Source organism: Xanthobacter sp. DMC12 (assembly GCF_056314105.1).
This window is the reverse complement of the sequence record NZ_JBQUYZ010000001.1, coordinates 1010605-1025439: the sequence shown is the minus strand read 5'-3', so window position 1 is coordinate 1025439 and position 14835 is coordinate 1010605. Positions and strand designations below refer to the sequence as shown.

The window sequence follows — 14835 nt, the reverse complement described above, 5'->3', positions numbered from 1 at the left end:
GTGACTGACATATTAGTGGAGGCATCCGCCGTCGCAGGGCGTCCCTTCCCGTCTGGGTGCGAGGGAGACGGAGCCTCCAGAAGCGGTGCTGAGAGAATCAAGACAATGGCGCGCGCCGACAGCGCGCAAGGGAGAGAGCGATGGAACTCACGTCGAGCCCCATGACGGATCGCCAACGCAAATACCGCGCGACCTACCGCGAGCGGGTCACCGGCTGGTATAATGGCTGGCTGCACATTGCCATCATCTACACGATCGGCTTCACCGCCCTGTACATCTACATCTCGAACATGAACGCGATCCGCTGGTGGGAGTGGCTCACCATTCCCGTCGTGTTCCTGTTCTGCAATTTCTTCGAGTGGTGGCTCCACCGCTACGTGATGCACCGGCCGTCAAGCTTTCCGCTGTTCCGCGCGGTGTATAACCGTCACACGCTGATGCACCATCAGTTCTTCACCGAAGAAGAGATGCGCTTTGCCGGTCACCACGACTGGCGCGTCACCTTCTTCCCGCCTTACGCGCTGGTGACCTTCACGCTGATGTCCATTCCCGGTGCCATCGTGTTCGGCTGGCTGATCTCGCCGAATGTGGGCTGGCTGTTCATTACGACCACCACCTCGGTCTACCTGCTCTACGAGTTCATGCACTTCACCACGCACATCGACGAGAACTGGTTCGTGCGGAACGTGCCCTTCATCAACACCAACCGCCGCCACCACGCCGCGCACCACAACCAGTCGCTCATGATGGAGCGCAACATGAACCTGACGTTCCCCATCATGGACTGGGCGTTCGGCACGTCGGACCTCAACCGCGGCCTCTTCGGCCATCTCTTCAACGGCTATGACACCCGCCACCTGAAGACCGACATGCGCCGCACCGCGCGCACGCCGAAGGGCGCGACGGGCGAATCCGGCCACGTCGCTCCGGCGGAGTGAGGGCATGGCTGCGATCGAACCCAATGTGGCAGGCCTCGCGATCTTCGCGGGGCTGTGGACGGCGGCCTGTCTCGGCTTCCTCGTGCTCTCCGGCATGTTCCCGGCGAGCACCCGGCCGGCGGGGGCGCGGCAGGCGGGGGGCCGCGCCCTCGTTCTGGTGAACAGCCTTTTGTGGCTGGCGCTGGCGGCCGCGGCGCTCGCCTACGGCTACGCCAACCTGCGCCTCACGAGCCTGATCGTCGTCGGCGGCCTCGTGCTGCTGTTCGCCCCGGCACCGTTCGATCTGCTGCCGACGCCATTCCGTGATGGACGCCGGGGTCTCGCCGCTCTGGTTGCGCTCCAGGGATCGGCGCTCGCCGTCTGGGCCGTGCTTCCCGGCGGCGGTTCCGGGCTCATCTGAAGGTCAGCGCCGGCATCGTCCGGCCAGCAAGAGGGGACATCCCATGCCCACCCACATCAAGTTCATCCTGTCCCTCGTCGTCCTCGCCGTCGCAGCGGCGGGCTATGCGTTCCAGTCCGCGCTCGGGCAGGAGGGGCCCAAATATGCCGTCGCCTTCCTCGGCGTCTTCATGGTCGTCGCCATGTGGGTGTTCCCGGAGGTGCAGCGCCGGCCGGGCGACAAGGTTTAGCCCTGCAGAAAAGCAAGAAGGGAAGCAGGGGCATGATCGCCATCATTTTCGAGGTGTGGCCGGCCGAGGGCCAGCGCGACACCTATCTCGACCTTGCCGCGCGCCTGCGCGTTGAACTGGAGACGATGGACGGCTTCATCTCGGTGGAGCGGTTCGAGAGCCTCACCAACCCGGGAAAGATGCTCTCGCTCTCCATCTGGCGCGATGAGGAATCGGTGAAGGCCTGGCGCAACCTCACCTCCCATCGCAAGACGCAGGCGGCGGGGCGGGCCGGGGTGTTCCGCGACTATCGCCTGCGGGTCGCGGCCGTGGTGCGCGACTACGGCATGTTCGAGCGTGACGAGGCGCCCGACGACAGTCGGAGCCTCCACAAGCCGAAGGCCGCCGCGGCCGATCCCGCCTTCTGAGGTTCAGCGCAGCTCCGGCGGCCAGTCGAGGCCGGAACGGCCCGCCGGGTCGGGCGGGGCGGCTGCGGCGGCTATCTCGTCGTCGCCGAGGCCGGCCTCGCGCAGGACCTCGGCGGTGCGATCACTGAGATCGAGCGGATGGGCCTGTGCGGGCGTGCGCGAAAGGCGGGGCACCGCGGGCACTCGGTTGGGTCCGCTGTCCGGATGGCGGGCGGCGATGTGGGGATCGCTCCACACCTCGTCCGGCGCCAGAACGGGCGCGACGCAGGCGTCCGTGCCGGCGAACAGGGCGGTCCAGTGGTCGCGCGGCGCGCCGGCGAAGGTGGCAGCGAGCGTGCGCTCGATTTCCGGCCACAGGTCGCGCCGCATGTGGTCTGGCGGATCGCCGAGGTCGAGGCGGCGCCACAGGGCCTCGAAGAAGCCCCTCTCCAGCGCGCCGACCGCGATGAAGCCGCCGTCGGCGCAGCGATAGGAGCGATAGAAAGGCGCGCCGCCGCCGAGCAGCCCGTCGCCGCGCGTGGGCCAGTGCGGCGTCTTCCACAGCGGCCAGTGCATCGCCATCAGGGAGAGCGCGCCGTCCACCATGGCGGCGTCGATCTTCTGGCCCTGTCCGGTGCTCTTCGCCTCGATCACCGCGGCGAGGATGCCCAGCGCGGCGATCAGGCTGCCACTGGCGAAGTCCGCGACGAGATTGAGTGGGGCTTCGGGCGGTCCATCCTTCGGCCCCATCGACCCCAGCACGCCGGCGAGCGCGAGATAGGTGATGTCGTGCCCAGCCTCCAGGGCACGCGGGCCGTCCTGCCCGAAGCCGGTCAGGGAGCAGTAGACGAGGCGTGGATTGAGCGCCGCCAACGTCTCATAGCCCGCCCCGATCCGATCGGCGACGCCGGGGCGGAAGCCCTCCACCAGCACGTCGGCGGTCTTCACCAGCGCGTGGAGTGCGGCCCGGCCGGCGGGTGCTTTCAGGTCGAGGGAGATATGCCGCTTACCGCGGGAGAATTCCGGAATGGCGACGCCGGCGCGGCCGCCGCCCACCACGATCACCTCCGCCCCGAAGTCCGCCAGCAGCATGGTGCAATAGGGGCCGGGGGCGAGCCGGGAGAGATCGACGACCCGAATGCCGGCGAGGGGACCACGCGGGGCAGGGGAGAGCGCTTCCGCCATCACAGCCCCCGCGCAATGACGATGCGCTGCACGTCGCTCGTGCCCTCGTAGATCTGGCACACCCGCACATCGCGGTAGATCCGCTCCACCGGGAAGTCCGCCAGATAGCCGTAGCCGCCGAAGGTCTGGATGGCCGCGGAGCACACCTGCTCCGCCATCTCGGAGGCGAACAGCTTCGCCATGGAGGCCTCGGTGAGGCAGGGCAGGCCGGCCTCGCGCAGGGAGGCGGCGTGCAGCACCATCTGGCGGGCCGCTTCGATGCGGGTCGCCATGTCGGCGAGGCGGAAGGCAACCGCCTGATGCTCCATGATGGGCTTGCCGAACGTCACACGCTCCCTGGCATAGGCGCGCGCCGCTTCGAACCCCGCGCGCGCCATGCCCACGCATTGGGAGGCGATGCCGATACGTCCGCCTTCCAGATTGGACAGGGCGATCTTCAGGCCCTCGCCCTCGGCCCCGAGCCTGAGGTCGGCCGGTAGGCGCATGTCGTTGAAGGCGAGCTGGCAGGTGTCGGAGGAATGCTGGCCGAGCTTCTCCTCCACCCGCACGACCTCGTAGCCGGGCGTGTCGGTGGGCACGATGAAGGCGGAGATGCCCTTCTTGCCCGCATCAGGATCGGTGACGGCAAAGACGATAATCACGTCGCCGTTCTTGCCGGAGGTGATGAACTGCTTGGCGCCGGAGAGCACGTAGTGGTCGCCGTCCCGCCGGGCGCGGGTGCGCAGCGCGGCCGCGTCCGATCCGGCCTGCGGCTCGGTGAGGGCAAAGCCTCCGATCCATTCGCCGGAGGCGAGCTTGGGCAGGAAGCGCGCCTTCTGCGCATCCGTGCCGAACTTCACGATGGGCATGCAGCCGACGGAGGAATGCACGCTGACGATGGTGGAGCAGGCGCCGTCCGCCGCGGCGATCTCCTCCAGCGCGAGGGCATAGGAGACGAGATCGGTGGCCGAGCCGCCATGGTCCTCGGGCACCAGCATGCCCAGGAAGCCGAGGGCGCCCAGCTCCTTCAGTTCTTCGCCCGGGAAACGGTGCTCCCTGTCGCGCGCCGCCACGCCCGGAGCGAGGCGCTCCTGCGCGAAGGCGCGCACCGCGTCGCGGATGGCAACCTGGGTTTCGGTGAGGATCATGGCAGGCTCCTCCGGTTCTTGTTGTTGGATGTGCTTGGCGACCTCTGCCTCAGCTCAGGCGCTCGATGGCCACGGCCGTCGCCTCGCCACCGCCGATGCACAGCGAGGCGATGCCGCGCTTGAGCCCGTAGCGCTCCAGCGCTGCCAGCAGGGTTACCATAACGCGCGCCCCCGAAGCGCCGATGGGATGGCCGAGGGCGCAGGCGCCGCCGTGGACATTCACCTTGTCCTCCGGCAGGCCGAGGTCGCGCATGGCGGCCATGGGCACCACGGCGAACGCCTCGTTGATCTCGAACAGGTCCACGTCCTTCAAATCCCAGCCGGTCTTGCCGGCGAGCTTCTGAACCGCGCCGATGGGGGCGGTGGTGAAAAGGTTCGGCGCCTGGGCGTGGGTGGCATGGCCGACGATGGCGGCGAGCGGCGTGAGGCCGCGCTTCTCCGCCTCCGAGCGGCGCATGAGCACGAGGGCGGCCGCGCCGTCAGAGATGGAGGAGGAGTTTGCCGCCGTCACCGTGCCGCCGTCGCGGAAGGCGGGCTTCAGCGTCGGGATCTTGTCCAGCTTCGCCTTCGGGGGCTGCTCGTCCGCCGATACCACGCGCTCGGTCTTGCCGGCCTTAACGGTGACTGGGACGATCTCCTTGTCGAAAGCGCCGCCTGACATGGCCTTCTGCGCCTTGGTCAGAGAGGCGATGGCGAAGGCATCCTGCGCCTCGCGGGTGAACTGATAGGCCTCCGCGCATTCCTCCGCGAAGGTACCCATGAGGCGGCCCTTGTCGTAGGCGTCCTCCAGCCCGTCGAAGAACATGTGGTCGATGACCCTGCCGTGGCCCATGCGGTAGCCGCCACGGGCGCGGTCGAGCAGGTATGGAGCGTTGGTCATGCTCTCCATGCCGCCCGCAACTGCGACGGAGGCCGAGCCGGCGGCGAGGAGGTCGTGGGCGAACATGGCCGCCTTCATGCCGGAACCGCACATCTTGTTGACCGTGGTGGCTCCGGTGGAGAGCGGAAGGCCCGCGCCCAGCGCCGCCTGCCGCGCCGGAGCCTGGCCGAGGCCGGCGGGCAGCACGCAGCCGAACACCACTTCCTCCACCTGATCCGGCGCGAGGCCGGCGCGGGAGAGGGCGGCACCGATGGCCGCGGAGCCGAGCGCGGGCGCGGCCACGTCCTTGAGGTCGCCCTGGAAGCCGCCCATGGGCGTGCGGGCGGTGCCGACGATGACGATCGGGTCGGAAGCCGTCATGAGTCTTGTCTCCGATAGCGGGAGGAAGTCGTCAGCGGTAGGGAGTCAGCGCGGCGCCATCCGCAGCGCGCCGTCGAGACGGATCACCTCGCCGTTCAGCATGGTGTTTTCGCAGATGTGCTTGACGAGGCCGGCATATTCGGACGGCCGTCCGAGACGCGAGGGGAAGGGCACGCTCTTGCCGAGGCTGTCCTGAACATCCTGCGGCAGGCCGGCCATCATCGGCGTCTCGAAAATGCCGGGCGCGATGGTGACGACACGGATGCCGAACCGCGCCAGCTCGCGCGCCACGGGCAGGGTGAGGGCCGCGACGCCGCCCTTCGAGGCGGCATAGGCGGCCTGGCCGATCTGTCCGTCGAAGGCGGCGATGGAGGCGGTGTTGACGATGACGCCGCGTTCCCCGTCGGCGTCCGGCGCCTCCTTCACGATGGCGTCGGCAGCGAGCCGGAGCATGTTGAAGGTGCCGATGAGATTGACGGTGATGCCGCGCACGAAGCTTTCGAGCCGGTGCGGGCCGTCACGGCCCACCACCTTCTCGCCGGGCGCGACGCCGGCGCAGTTCACGAGGCCGTGAACGTGGCCGAAGCTGTCGAGGGCGAGCTGCACGGCGGCCTTTCCGTCGGCCTCGCTGCTCACGTCGGCGCGCTGGAAGCGGGCGGCGTCACCAAGCTCTGCCGTCATGGCGGCGCCGGCATCGGCGTTGATATCGACGATGACGACGCGGCCGCCATTGTCCACCACCATCCGCGCCACCGCCGCGCCGAGGCCCGAGCCGCCACCGGTGACGAGAAAAACGCGCCCTTCGATCTTCATGGTGCTCCTCCCGAGGAGACATGCCGCCGCTTCGGCGGCCGTTGGCTCTCGTCTAGCAGAAAAGCCGAGTGACATTCGATGACACTAGCGATCTATTCAGATGAGCGTTTTTGCCACTCGGGAGCGTAGCGTGGAACGCCGCATGATTTCCGGGACCTTCGTGGACGATGCCCTCGGCTGCCTGACGGCGCGGGGCATCGACGCTGGTCCGGTGCTCGCCCGGGCGGGGCTCGCGCTGCCCGTGACGGAGGCCGTCTCGGCCGACCAGTATGGGGCATTGTGGACGGCGGCCGCCGAGGCGCTGGACGACGAGTTCTTCGGCCTCGCCGCCCGCCCCATGCGGTGTGGCAGCTTCACCCTGCTGTGCCATGCGCTCATGGGTGCGCAGACGCTGGAGCAGGCCCTGCGGCGAGCGCTGCGCTTCCTGCGGGTGGTGCTGGATGACCCAAGTGGCGAACTCGTCGTCGGCGAAGGGCTCGCCTCCGTCGTGCTCTCGGACAGGGGCGCCGTGCGATCGGCCTTCGCCTATCGCACTTATTGGATCATCCTCCACGGCATTACCTGCTGGCTGGTGGGCCGGCGCATACCGCTCCGGCAGGTGGATTTCCGCTGCGGGCCGCCCGACCATGGGGCCGATTACCGTCTTTTCTTCGGTGCACCCGTGCGCTTCGACGCGCCGGAGAGCCGGCTCGCTTTCGATGCCGCCTTCCTGAAGCTGCCCGCCCACCGCAGCGAGCGGGCCTTGCGCGACTTCCTGCGGGGGGCGCCGGCCAACATCCTGGTGCGCTACCGCCACGACGAAGGACTTGCGGCCCGTGTCCGCGCGCGTCTCCGGGACCAGCCGGCCGCGGCCTGGCCGTCCTTCGAGGATCTGGCCCGGCAATTGCGCCTGCCTGCCTCCACCCTGCGGCGGCGACTGGCGGAGGAGGGGGCCGCCTATCGCGACATCAAGGACGAGCTGCGCCGGATGAAGGCGGAGGAGCTGTTGCGCGATACCGACCGGCCGGTGGGAGAGATATCGGCTGAGCTCGGCTTTTCCGAGCCGAGCGCCTTCCACAGGGCCTTCCGCAAATGGACGGACCTGAGCCCCGGCGCCTTCCGGCGTGCTGCCGCCTGAGGGAGAGCGGCGTTCCGCCATTTGACGGCGGGCCGGCGGCTCTCTACCTGTGCGCCAACGATGGCGCCTGGCGCCGACGAACCATGAATTGCGGCGCTGCGGCGGCGCCGGCCGGTGCGCCCTGGAGTAAGCTGTTGTCGATCATTGCCAGCATCCGCAAGACTCTCGTTCCCATCCACCGCGAGGGCTATCCGTTCATCGCCATCGCGGTGGTGATCGCGCTCGTGCTGTTCTTCTTTTCGACCTTCCTGGGCATGATCGGCTTCGGCCTCGCCATCTGGACGGCGCTGTTCTTCCGCGACCCGGAGCGCGTGACGCCGGTACGCGAGGGGCTGGTGATCGCGCCCGCCGATGGCCGCGTCTCGCAGGTGGGGCTGGCGCGCCCGCCGCGGGAGCTGGACCTTTCCGACGAGCCGCTGCTGCGCGTGTCGATCTTCATGAACGTGTTCAACGTCCACGTGAACCGCGCGCCGGTGACGGGACGCATCGAGCGCATCGCCTACAAGCCGGGTCTCTTCCTCAATGCCGACCTCGACAAGGCGAGCGAGGACAATGAGCGCAACGGCCTCATCATCTCCACCCCCTACTGCCGCGTGGGCTGCGTGCAGATCGCCGGCCTCGTGGCGCGCCGCATCGTGTCTTTCGTGCGGGAGGGCGAATCCATCGGTGCCGGCGAGCGCTTCGGCCTGATCCGCTTCGGTTCTCGTGTGGACGTCTATCTGCCCGTCGGCTCGCGCGTGCTGGTCAGCGAAGGGCAGTTGACGGTGGCGGGCGAGACCGTCCTGTGCGATCTCTCCCAGCCGCAGCAGCGCGAGACCGCCTATCGGGTGAGCTGATGGAAACCCCCTTTCCCCCGTTCGATCCGGAAGGCCGTCCCCGGCCGCGTCTCGGCGGCAGCATCGGCAAGGTGCCGATCCGGGTGCTGCTGCCCAATCTCGTGACCTTGCTGGCCCTGTGCTCCGGCCTCACCGCCGTGCGGCTCGCCATCGAGGAGCGGATCGAGCTGGCGCTGGCGGCGATCGTCTTCGCCGCCATCCTCGACGGGGTGGACGGGCGGCTCGCGCGGGCGCTGAAGGGCACCTCGCGCTTCGGCGCGGAGCTGGATAGCCTCGCCGATTTCGTGAACTTCGGCTGCGTTCCGGCACTGATGCTCTATTTCTGGGGCCTCAACGAAGCCGGCTCGTTCGGCTGGATCGCCGCGCTCGCCTATGCCATCTGCGCGGCGCTGCGCCTCGCGCGCTTCAACGTGATGCTGGACGACCCGAACAAGCCGCCCTTCGCCGGCGACTATTTCACCGGCATTCCGGCCCCTGCGGGCGCCATCACCGTGCTGCTGCCGGTGTATCTGGAGCTGATCGGCCTGCCGCACGGGCGGGTGAGCGCAGCGATCGCGCTTGTCTATTGCCTCGCCATCGCCTTCCTCATGATCTCCACGGTACCGGCCTGGTCCGGCAAGACGCTGGGGCGGCGGGTGCGGCGCGACATGGTGCTGCCGCTGTTCGTAGCTGTGGCCATCTATTTCGCGCTGCTGGCGAGCTATCCCTGGATCGTGCTCTCGGTCTGCTCCGCGCTCTATCTGGCCCTGTTGCCGGTCTCGACCCTGCGCTATCGGCGCCAGATGAAGGCCTGGAGGGCGGAACGCGCCGCCGCTGCGGTCGTCACCTCGGACGTGCTTCCCTCCTGATCTGTGCTCGGTTGGAGGGTGGCGCCTCGCTGAGCAAGCGCTGCCGCAGCCTTGCGCACGGTATTGCATACAATGCGCACGATAATGACTATTATATAGTCATATCCGGACGGATGCCTCTGGGGCTGCAGTTGGTGTGAAGTGGGCAATGTATTGATATAGTTTGATTTTCTAAAAACTGTATGCAATTGGCACGCGGCTTGAATGGCATTGGGCGACCGCCACCACAGGAACGTCGCCGATGAACCGCCGCGAATTCATGAAGTCCGCCTCCGCCACCGCCGTCGCGACCGGCACGGGCGTCGCCGCTCCGGCGGTGTTCTCTCCGGCGAAGGCGCAGGCCCGCAACGAGACGCTGCTGATCGTCTCCGAGAGCGGCCCGAACAACCTCGACATCCACGGCGTCGGCACCAACGTGCCCGGCTATGAGGCGAGCTGGAACACCTACGACCGGCTCATCACCCACGAGATGACCGAGAAGGAGGGCGTGCGGTACTACGACCGCGACAAGCTCAAGGGCGAGCTTGCCGAGGACATGAACATCGGCGACATGTCCGTCACCTTCAAGCTGAAGAAGAACGCGACCTTCCAGGACGGCACGCCCGTCACCGCCAAGGACGTGAAGTGGTCGCTGGATCGCGCCGTCTCCGTCGGCGGCTTCCCGACCTTTCAGATGAAGGCCGGCTCGCTGGAGAAGCCCGAGCAGTTCGTGGTGGTGGACGATCACACCGTGCGCGTGGACTTCCTGCGCAAGGATCGTCTGACCATCCCCGACCTCGCGGTCATCGTGCCCTGCGTCATCAATTCCGAGCTGGTGAAGAAGAACGCCACCGAGAAGGACCCCTGGGGCCTCGAATACACCAAGCAGAACACCGCGGGCTCCGGTGCCTACCGCGTCACCAAGTGGACGCCCGGCACCGAAGTCATCTTCGAGCGTTTCGATGACTGGAAGGGCGGCCCGCTGCCCAAGATCAAGCGCGTGATCTGGCGCATGGTGCCCTCCGCCGGCAACCGCCGGGCCCTGCTGGAGCGTGGCGATGCGGATATCTCCTACGACCTGCCCAACAAGGATTTCGTGGAGCTGAAGCAGGCCGGAAAGCTCAACATCACGTCGGTGCCGTATTCCAACGGCGTGCAATACATCGGCATGAACGTGAAGAACCCGCCCTTCGACAATCCGAAGGTGCGCGAGGCAGTCGCCTACGCCATTCCCTACGAGAAGATCATGGAGGCCGTGCTCTACGGTCTCGGCCGCCCCATGTTCGGCGCGCCGGCCGATGCCGCCACCAAGGTGGCCTGGCCGCAGCCCACCAAGTTCAAGACCGACCTTGCCAAGGCCAAGCAGCTGATGGCCGAGGCGGGCTTTGCCGGCGGCATCGACACCACGCTCTCCTTCGATCTCGGCTTCGCCGGTGTCAACGAGCCCATCTGCGTGCTGCTGCAGGAAAATCTCGCTCAGATCGGCATCAAGACCACCATCAACAAGATCCCCGGCGCCAATTGGCGCACGGAGCTGAACAAGAAGGTGCTGCCGCTCTACACCAACGTGTTCTCGGGCTGGCTCGACTATCCGGAATACTTCTTCTTCTGGTGCTACCACGGCTCCAATTCGGTCTTCAACACCATGAGCTACCAGTCGGCGGCCATGGACACCTTCATCGACGGCGCGCGCGCTGCGGCCGCCAGCGGTGACAAGGCGGCCTACGATACGGACGTGAAGGGCATGGTGGACCTCGCCTTTGCCGACGTTCCGCGCATTCCGCTCTACCAGCCGTTCGTCAACGTCGCCATGCAGAAGAACATCACCGGCTACGAATACTGGTTCCACCGCCGGCTGGACTATCGCGCCTTCCAGAAGGGCTGAGGTCTCTCCCGTTCCTCTCAAGGGAGGAAGCGGCGTGAGGGGTGGCGCCGGGGGCGGAAGCCGGCGCCCGGGCCAGTCCGGATGCCGGCATCGGTGCCGCCCCTCACCCCACACCCGGCAGAATGCCGGACACGAAAATGGTCGCGGCGCCCCAATGCCCCGCAGCCCCGATCGGACACAGGAATATCGCCATGCTGAAGCTCCTAGGCAGTCGTCTCGCCACAGCCGTGCCCAGCCTGATCGGCGTGGTGATCGTGACCTTCCTGCTCACCCGCGTGCTGCCCGGCGACACGGCGGCCTATTTCGCGGGGCCCGCAGCCACCCCGCAAGCCATCGCCGAGATCCGCACCAAGCTCGGCCTCGACAAGCCGTTGCCAGTGCAGTTCGCTGATTACGTCTCGGCGCTGGCGAAGGGCGACCTCGGCGCCTCGCTCTCCACCGGCCAGCCGGTCGCGACCGAGATCGCGGCCCGCCTGCCGGCCTCGGCCGAATTGACGCTGGCGGGCCTGGTGCTGGCGCTGCTCATCGCGGTGCCCTTCGGCATCATGGCGGCGGTGCGACAGGGATCGTGGATCGACCATGCCTGCCGCATCATCACCACGGCCGGCGTCTCGCTACCGGTGTTCTTCACCGGGCTCCTGCTGGTCTATGTCTTCTACTTCAAGCTGGGATGGGCGCCGGCGCCGCTGGGGCGGCTCGACGTGTTCTATTCCGCGCCGGAGACGGTCACGGGCTTCTACCTCATCGACAGCCTGATCGCCCGAGATCTCGAGACTTTCCGCGCGGCACTGGCGCAGCTTGCGGTGCCCGCGATCACGCTCGCCATCTTCGCTCTTGCGCCCATTGCCCGCATGACCCGCGCGTCCATGCTGGCGGTGCTCTCCTCCGAGTTCGTGCGCACGGCCAAGGCGGCAGGGCTGACCGACTACACGGTCATCATCACCTACGCCTTCCGCAATGCCATGCTGCCGGTGGTGACGACGCTGGGCATGGTGTTCTCCTTCCTGCTCGGCGCCAATGTGCTGGTGGAGAAGGTGTTCGCCTGGCCGGGCATCGGCTCCTATGCGGTCGAGGCGCTGATTACCTCGGATTATGCGCCGGTGCAGGGCTTCGTGCTCGCCATGGCGATCCTCTACGTGATCCTCAACCTCCTGATCGACCTTGCCTACGGCATCATCGATCCCCGCGCGCGGAGCGAAGCATGACCCTCGCAACGGCCGACACCCAGAAGGCCCCGGGCGGCCTTGCCGCGACCCTCGCCCACGCCCGCTACGTGATCTCGGACAATCCCGTCACGGGCATCGCCTTCGGCATGTTCCTGGTGCTGGTGGTGTGCGCCACGTTCGGGCCGCTCATCGTGCCCTATGATCCGCTGGCCTCCGACACGGCGGCGGCCTTGCAGGCCCCGTCCGCCGCCCACTGGTTCGGCACCGACAACCTCGGCCGAGACATCTTCTCCCGCGTGGTGGTGGCGAGCCGGCTGGACATGGCCATCGCCATCTTCTCGGTGGCGCTGGTGTTCGCCGTGGGCGGCGTCGCCGGCATCGCGTCCGGCTTCTTCGGCGGCTGGACGGACCGGATCATCGGCCGCATCTCCGACACCATCATGGCCTTCCCGCTGTTCGTGCTGGCCATGGGCATCGTGGCGGCGCTGGGCAATACGGTGACGAACATCGTCATCGCCACCGCCATCATCAACTTCCCGCTCTATGTGCGCGTGGCGAAGTCGGAAGCCGCCATCCGCCGCAATGCCGGCTACGTGCAGGCGGCGCGCCTCACCGGCAATTCGGAATGGCGCATCCTGCTGACGACCATTCTGCCCAACATCATGCCCATCATGATGGTCCAGATGTCGCTCACCATGGGCTACGCCATCCTGAACGCGGCGGGCCTCTCCTTCATCGGCCTCGGCGTGCGTCCGCCGACGCCGGAGTGGGGCATCATGGTGGCCGAGGGCTCGGCCTACATTGTCTCCGGCGAATGGTGGATCGCGCTGTTCCCCGGCCTCGCGCTCATGTTCGCGGTCTTCTGCTTCAACCTCCTGGGCGACGGTCTGCGCGACATCGTCGATCCCCAGCGCCGCACCTGAGGAGGCCGCCATGCATGGAGTTGTGGACGTGAAGGAACACGCCGCCAAGTCCTCCGAAACGCCGAGCGGCCCGCTGCTTCAGGTGCGCGACCTCACCGTCGAGTTCGTCACCCGCCGCGGCATCGTCACGGCGGTGAGCAAGGTGGACCTGACCCTCGGCAAGGGCGAGACGTTGGGCATCGTGGGCGAGTCGGGCTCGGGCAAGTCCGTGACCTCCTACACGGTGATGCGCATTCTCGACCGGGCCGGCCGCATCGCGGAGGGCTCCATCACCTTCTCCGGCATCGATGTGGCCCACGCGCCCGAGAGCGAGATGCGCGACCTGCGCGGCCGCGAGATGTCGATGATCTTCCAGAACCCGCGGGCGGCGCTGAACCCCATCCGCACCGTCGGCGCGCAGATCGGCGACGTGCTGCTCCAGCATGTCCAGGCCGACCCGCGCAACGTGAAGCACAAGGTCATCGACATCCTCAAGCAGGTGCGCATCGCGCGCCCCGAGGACCGCTACCACGCCTATCCGTTCGAGCTGTCCGGCGGCATGTGCCAGCGCATCGTCATTGCGCTCGCGCTCGCCTGCCGGCCGCAGCTGATGATCGCGGACGAGCCCACCACCGGCCTCGACGTGACCACCCAGAAGGCGGTCATGGATCTCGTGACGGAGCTGACGCGCGAGCGCGGCATGTCCACCATCCTCATCACCCACGACCTCGGCCTCGCCGCCGCCTATTGCGACACGGTGATGGTGATGGAGAAGGGCAAGGTGGTGGAGACCGCGCCCGCGGAGCGCATCTTCCGCGATCCCCAGCACCCCTACACCCGCAAGCTCATGCGTGCGACGCCGCGCCCGGGCATCACGCTCAAGGACCTGTTGCCGGAAGGCGAGGGTGCACCCGCTGCGGCTGCGATGCCCGCCCCCGCGACGGGGACGGGGGAAACGCTTCTCACCGTCCAAAACCTCGTCCGGGAATATCCCCGCCAAGGCGCGCCCTCGGCCTTCCTCGCGAAGATCAAAGGCAAGACCCTGACGTCGGAGGAAACCATCTTCCGCGCCGTGGACGGCATCTCGTTCGAGGTGAAGCGCGGCGAGAGCGTCGGCCTCGTGGGCGAGAGCGGCTGCGGCAAGTCCACCACCTCCACCATGGTGATGCGCCTCATCGATCCCACGGCGGGAAAGATCACCTTCGCGGGCGAAGACATCGGCGCGATCCCGGCCAAGGACTTCGCTCACCATCCCATGCGCAAGCGCATCCAGATGGTGTTCCAGGACCCGACCGAGAGCCTCAATCCCCGCTACACCGCCTCCCGCGCCATCGCCGATCCCTTGCTGCGCATGGGTGGCTATTCGGGCGGCGCGAAGCTCGATGCCCGTGTGGCGGAGCTGGCCGAGATGGTCGGCCTGCCCCAGAATCTTCTGGAGCGGTTCCCGCATCAGCTGTCCGGTGGCCAGAAGGCCCGCATCGGCATCGCCCGCGCCATCGCCCTCGACCCCGATCTCGTCATCCTCGATGAGCCGACGGCGGCGCTGGACGTGTCGGTGCAGGCCGTGGTCCTGAACCTGCTGGAAGAGCTGAAACATCGGCTCGGCATGAGCTATCTCTTCGTCTCCCACGACCTTCACGTGGTCGGGCTTCTGTGCGACCGGGTGATCGTGATGCGGCAGGGGCGGATCGTGGAGGAGGGGACATCGCAGCAGGTGCTGGAGGCGCCCAAGGACGCCTATACCCGCGAACTCATCGCCGCCATTCCCCATCCCCCGGTCTGAG

Annotated in this window: 15 protein-coding genes; 11 read left to right on the top strand and 4 right to left on the bottom strand. The window is 67.5% G+C overall.

Annotated elements, in window-relative coordinates; genetic code table 11:
• Positions 1 to 140 precede the first annotated feature (140 nt).
• The 4 genes from ACT535_RS04745 to ACT535_RS04730 are packed head-to-tail and all read left to right on the top strand — an operon-like array spanning position 141 to position 1974.
• Entirely contained in the window at positions 141 to 938 is a 798-nt protein-coding gene (locus tag ACT535_RS04745) for a sterol desaturase family protein (protein ID WP_476363512.1), read from the top strand.
• 4 nt (positions 939 to 942) lie between these two features.
• On the top strand, positions 943 to 1338 hold the full coding sequence (locus tag ACT535_RS04740) for a hypothetical protein (protein WP_168458189.1): 396 nt from the start codon (positions 943 to 945) through the stop codon (positions 1336 to 1338).
• Positions 1339 to 1381: 43 nt separating this feature from the next.
• Complete coding sequence (locus ACT535_RS04735; RefSeq protein WP_168458188.1) at positions 1382 to 1567, top strand: hypothetical protein; 186 nt, start codon at positions 1382 to 1384, stop codon at positions 1565 to 1567.
• A 32-nt stretch (positions 1568 to 1599) separates the two neighbouring features.
• Positions 1600 to 1974, top strand: a complete 375-nt coding sequence (locus ACT535_RS04730) for an antibiotic biosynthesis monooxygenase family protein (RefSeq protein WP_168458187.1) — start codon at positions 1600 to 1602, stop codon at positions 1972 to 1974.
• 3 nt (positions 1975 to 1977) lie between these two features.
• On the opposite strand, the gene ACT535_RS04725 is transcribed toward ACT535_RS04730, so the two are convergent.
• Genes ACT535_RS04725 through ACT535_RS04710 form a run of 4 tightly spaced genes read right to left on the bottom strand, consistent with a single transcriptional unit; the run spans position 1978 to position 6318 of the window.
• Positions 1978 to 3138: a CaiB/BaiF CoA transferase family protein gene (locus ACT535_RS04725; protein ID WP_476363511.1), complete on the bottom strand. Its 1161-nt coding sequence runs from the start codon at positions 3136 to 3138 to the stop codon at positions 1978 to 1980.
• Positions 3138 to 4265: an acyl-CoA dehydrogenase family protein gene (locus ACT535_RS04720; protein ID WP_476363510.1), complete on the bottom strand. Its 1128-nt coding sequence runs from the start codon at positions 4263 to 4265 to the stop codon at positions 3138 to 3140. The genes ACT535_RS04725 and ACT535_RS04720 overlap by 1 nt, the downstream gene beginning before the upstream one ends.
• 49 nt (positions 4266 to 4314) lie before the next feature.
• Positions 4315 to 5505 carry an acetyl-CoA C-acyltransferase gene (locus tag ACT535_RS04715; RefSeq protein ID WP_476363509.1) on the bottom strand — a complete coding sequence of 397 codons (1191 nt, stop codon included), beginning with the start codon at positions 5503 to 5505 and terminating at the stop codon, positions 4315 to 4317.
• 45 nt (positions 5506 to 5550) lie between these two features.
• A complete protein-coding gene (locus tag ACT535_RS04710; protein ID WP_476322653.1) occupies positions 5551 to 6318 on the bottom strand; it encodes a 3-hydroxyacyl-CoA dehydrogenase in 768 nt (255 codons plus the stop codon).
• A gap of 130 nt (positions 6319 to 6448) precedes the next feature.
• Between ACT535_RS04710 and ACT535_RS04705 the strand changes: the two genes are divergently transcribed.
• The 7 genes from ACT535_RS04705 to ACT535_RS04675 all read left to right on the top strand — a co-directional run bounded on the left by ACT535_RS04705 (position 6449) and on the right by ACT535_RS04675 (position 14834).
• A complete protein-coding gene (locus tag ACT535_RS04705; RefSeq protein WP_476363508.1) occupies positions 6449 to 7435 on the top strand; it encodes an AraC family transcriptional regulator in 987 nt (328 codons plus the stop codon).
• Between the two features lie 134 nt (positions 7436 to 7569).
• Positions 7570 to 8271, top strand: coding sequence for a phosphatidylserine decarboxylase (locus tag ACT535_RS04700; RefSeq protein WP_168458181.1), 702 nt, complete (start codon positions 7570 to 7572; stop codon positions 8269 to 8271).
• Positions 8271 to 9119 carry a CDP-diacylglycerol--serine O-phosphatidyltransferase gene (gene pssA / locus ACT535_RS04695; protein ID WP_168458180.1) on the top strand — a complete coding sequence of 283 codons (849 nt, stop codon included), beginning with the start codon at positions 8271 to 8273 and terminating at the stop codon, positions 9117 to 9119. Before ACT535_RS04700 ends, pssA begins: the two co-directional genes overlap by 1 nt.
• 241 nt (positions 9120 to 9360) lie before the next feature.
• Complete coding sequence (locus ACT535_RS04690) at positions 9361 to 10983, top strand: ABC transporter substrate-binding protein (protein ID WP_168458179.1); 1623 nt, start codon at positions 9361 to 9363, stop codon at positions 10981 to 10983.
• Positions 10984 to 11174: 191 nt separating this feature from the next.
• Positions 11175 to 12188 (top strand): ABC transporter permease, encoded by a 1014-nt coding sequence (locus ACT535_RS04685; RefSeq protein WP_168458178.1) that lies wholly within the window; start codon positions 11175 to 11177, stop codon positions 12186 to 12188.
• Positions 12185 to 13072: an ABC transporter permease gene (locus ACT535_RS04680; protein WP_168458177.1), complete on the top strand. Its 888-nt coding sequence runs from the start codon at positions 12185 to 12187 to the stop codon at positions 13070 to 13072. Before ACT535_RS04685 ends, ACT535_RS04680 begins: the two co-directional genes overlap by 4 nt.
• Before the next feature lie 10 nt (positions 13073 to 13082).
• On the top strand, positions 13083 to 14834 hold the full coding sequence (locus ACT535_RS04675; protein ID WP_476363507.1) for a dipeptide ABC transporter ATP-binding protein: 1752 nt from the start codon (positions 13083 to 13085) through the stop codon (positions 14832 to 14834).
• The last annotated feature ends 1 nt before the right edge of the window (position 14835 follow it).

What these genes read in the sequence shown, in the direction of transcription:
- ACT535_RS04685 (WP_168458178.1), top strand. Translation starts at nt 11,175, where the DNA reads ATGCTGAAGCTCCTAGGCAGTCGTCTCGCCACAGCCGTGCCCAGCCTG.
- ACT535_RS04745 (WP_476363512.1), top strand. Translation starts at nt 141, where the DNA reads ATGGAACTCACGTCGAGCCCCATGACGGATCGCCAACGCAAATACCGC.
- ACT535_RS04710 (WP_476322653.1), bottom strand. Translation starts at nt 6,318, where the DNA reads ATGAAGATCGAAGGGCGCGTTTTTCTCGTCACCGGTGGCGGCTCGGGC.
- ACT535_RS04735 (WP_168458188.1), top strand. Translation starts at nt 1,382, where the DNA reads ATGCCCACCCACATCAAGTTCATCCTGTCCCTCGTCGTCCTCGCCGTC.
- ACT535_RS04730 (WP_168458187.1), top strand. Translation starts at nt 1,600, where the DNA reads ATGATCGCCATCATTTTCGAGGTGTGGCCGGCCGAGGGCCAGCGCGAC.
- ACT535_RS04715 (WP_476363509.1), bottom strand. Translation starts at nt 5,505, where the DNA reads ATGACGGCTTCCGACCCGATCGTCATCGTCGGCACCGCCCGCACGCCC.
- ACT535_RS04740 (WP_168458189.1), top strand. Translation starts at nt 943, where the DNA reads ATGGCTGCGATCGAACCCAATGTGGCAGGCCTCGCGATCTTCGCGGGG.
- ACT535_RS04690 (WP_168458179.1), top strand. Translation starts at nt 9,361, where the DNA reads ATGAACCGCCGCGAATTCATGAAGTCCGCCTCCGCCACCGCCGTCGCG.
- ACT535_RS04725 (WP_476363511.1), bottom strand. Translation starts at nt 3,138, where the DNA reads ATGGCGGAAGCGCTCTCCCCTGCCCCGCGTGGTCCCCTCGCCGGCATT.
- ACT535_RS04680 (WP_168458177.1), top strand. Translation starts at nt 12,185, where the DNA reads ATGACCCTCGCAACGGCCGACACCCAGAAGGCCCCGGGCGGCCTTGCC.
- pssA (WP_168458180.1), top strand. Translation starts at nt 8,271, where the DNA reads ATGGAAACCCCCTTTCCCCCGTTCGATCCGGAAGGCCGTCCCCGGCCG.
- ACT535_RS04720 (WP_476363510.1), bottom strand. Translation starts at nt 4,265, where the DNA reads ATGATCCTCACCGAAACCCAGGTTGCCATCCGCGACGCGGTGCGCGCC.
- ACT535_RS04675 (WP_476363507.1), top strand. Translation starts at nt 13,083, where the DNA reads ATGCATGGAGTTGTGGACGTGAAGGAACACGCCGCCAAGTCCTCCGAA.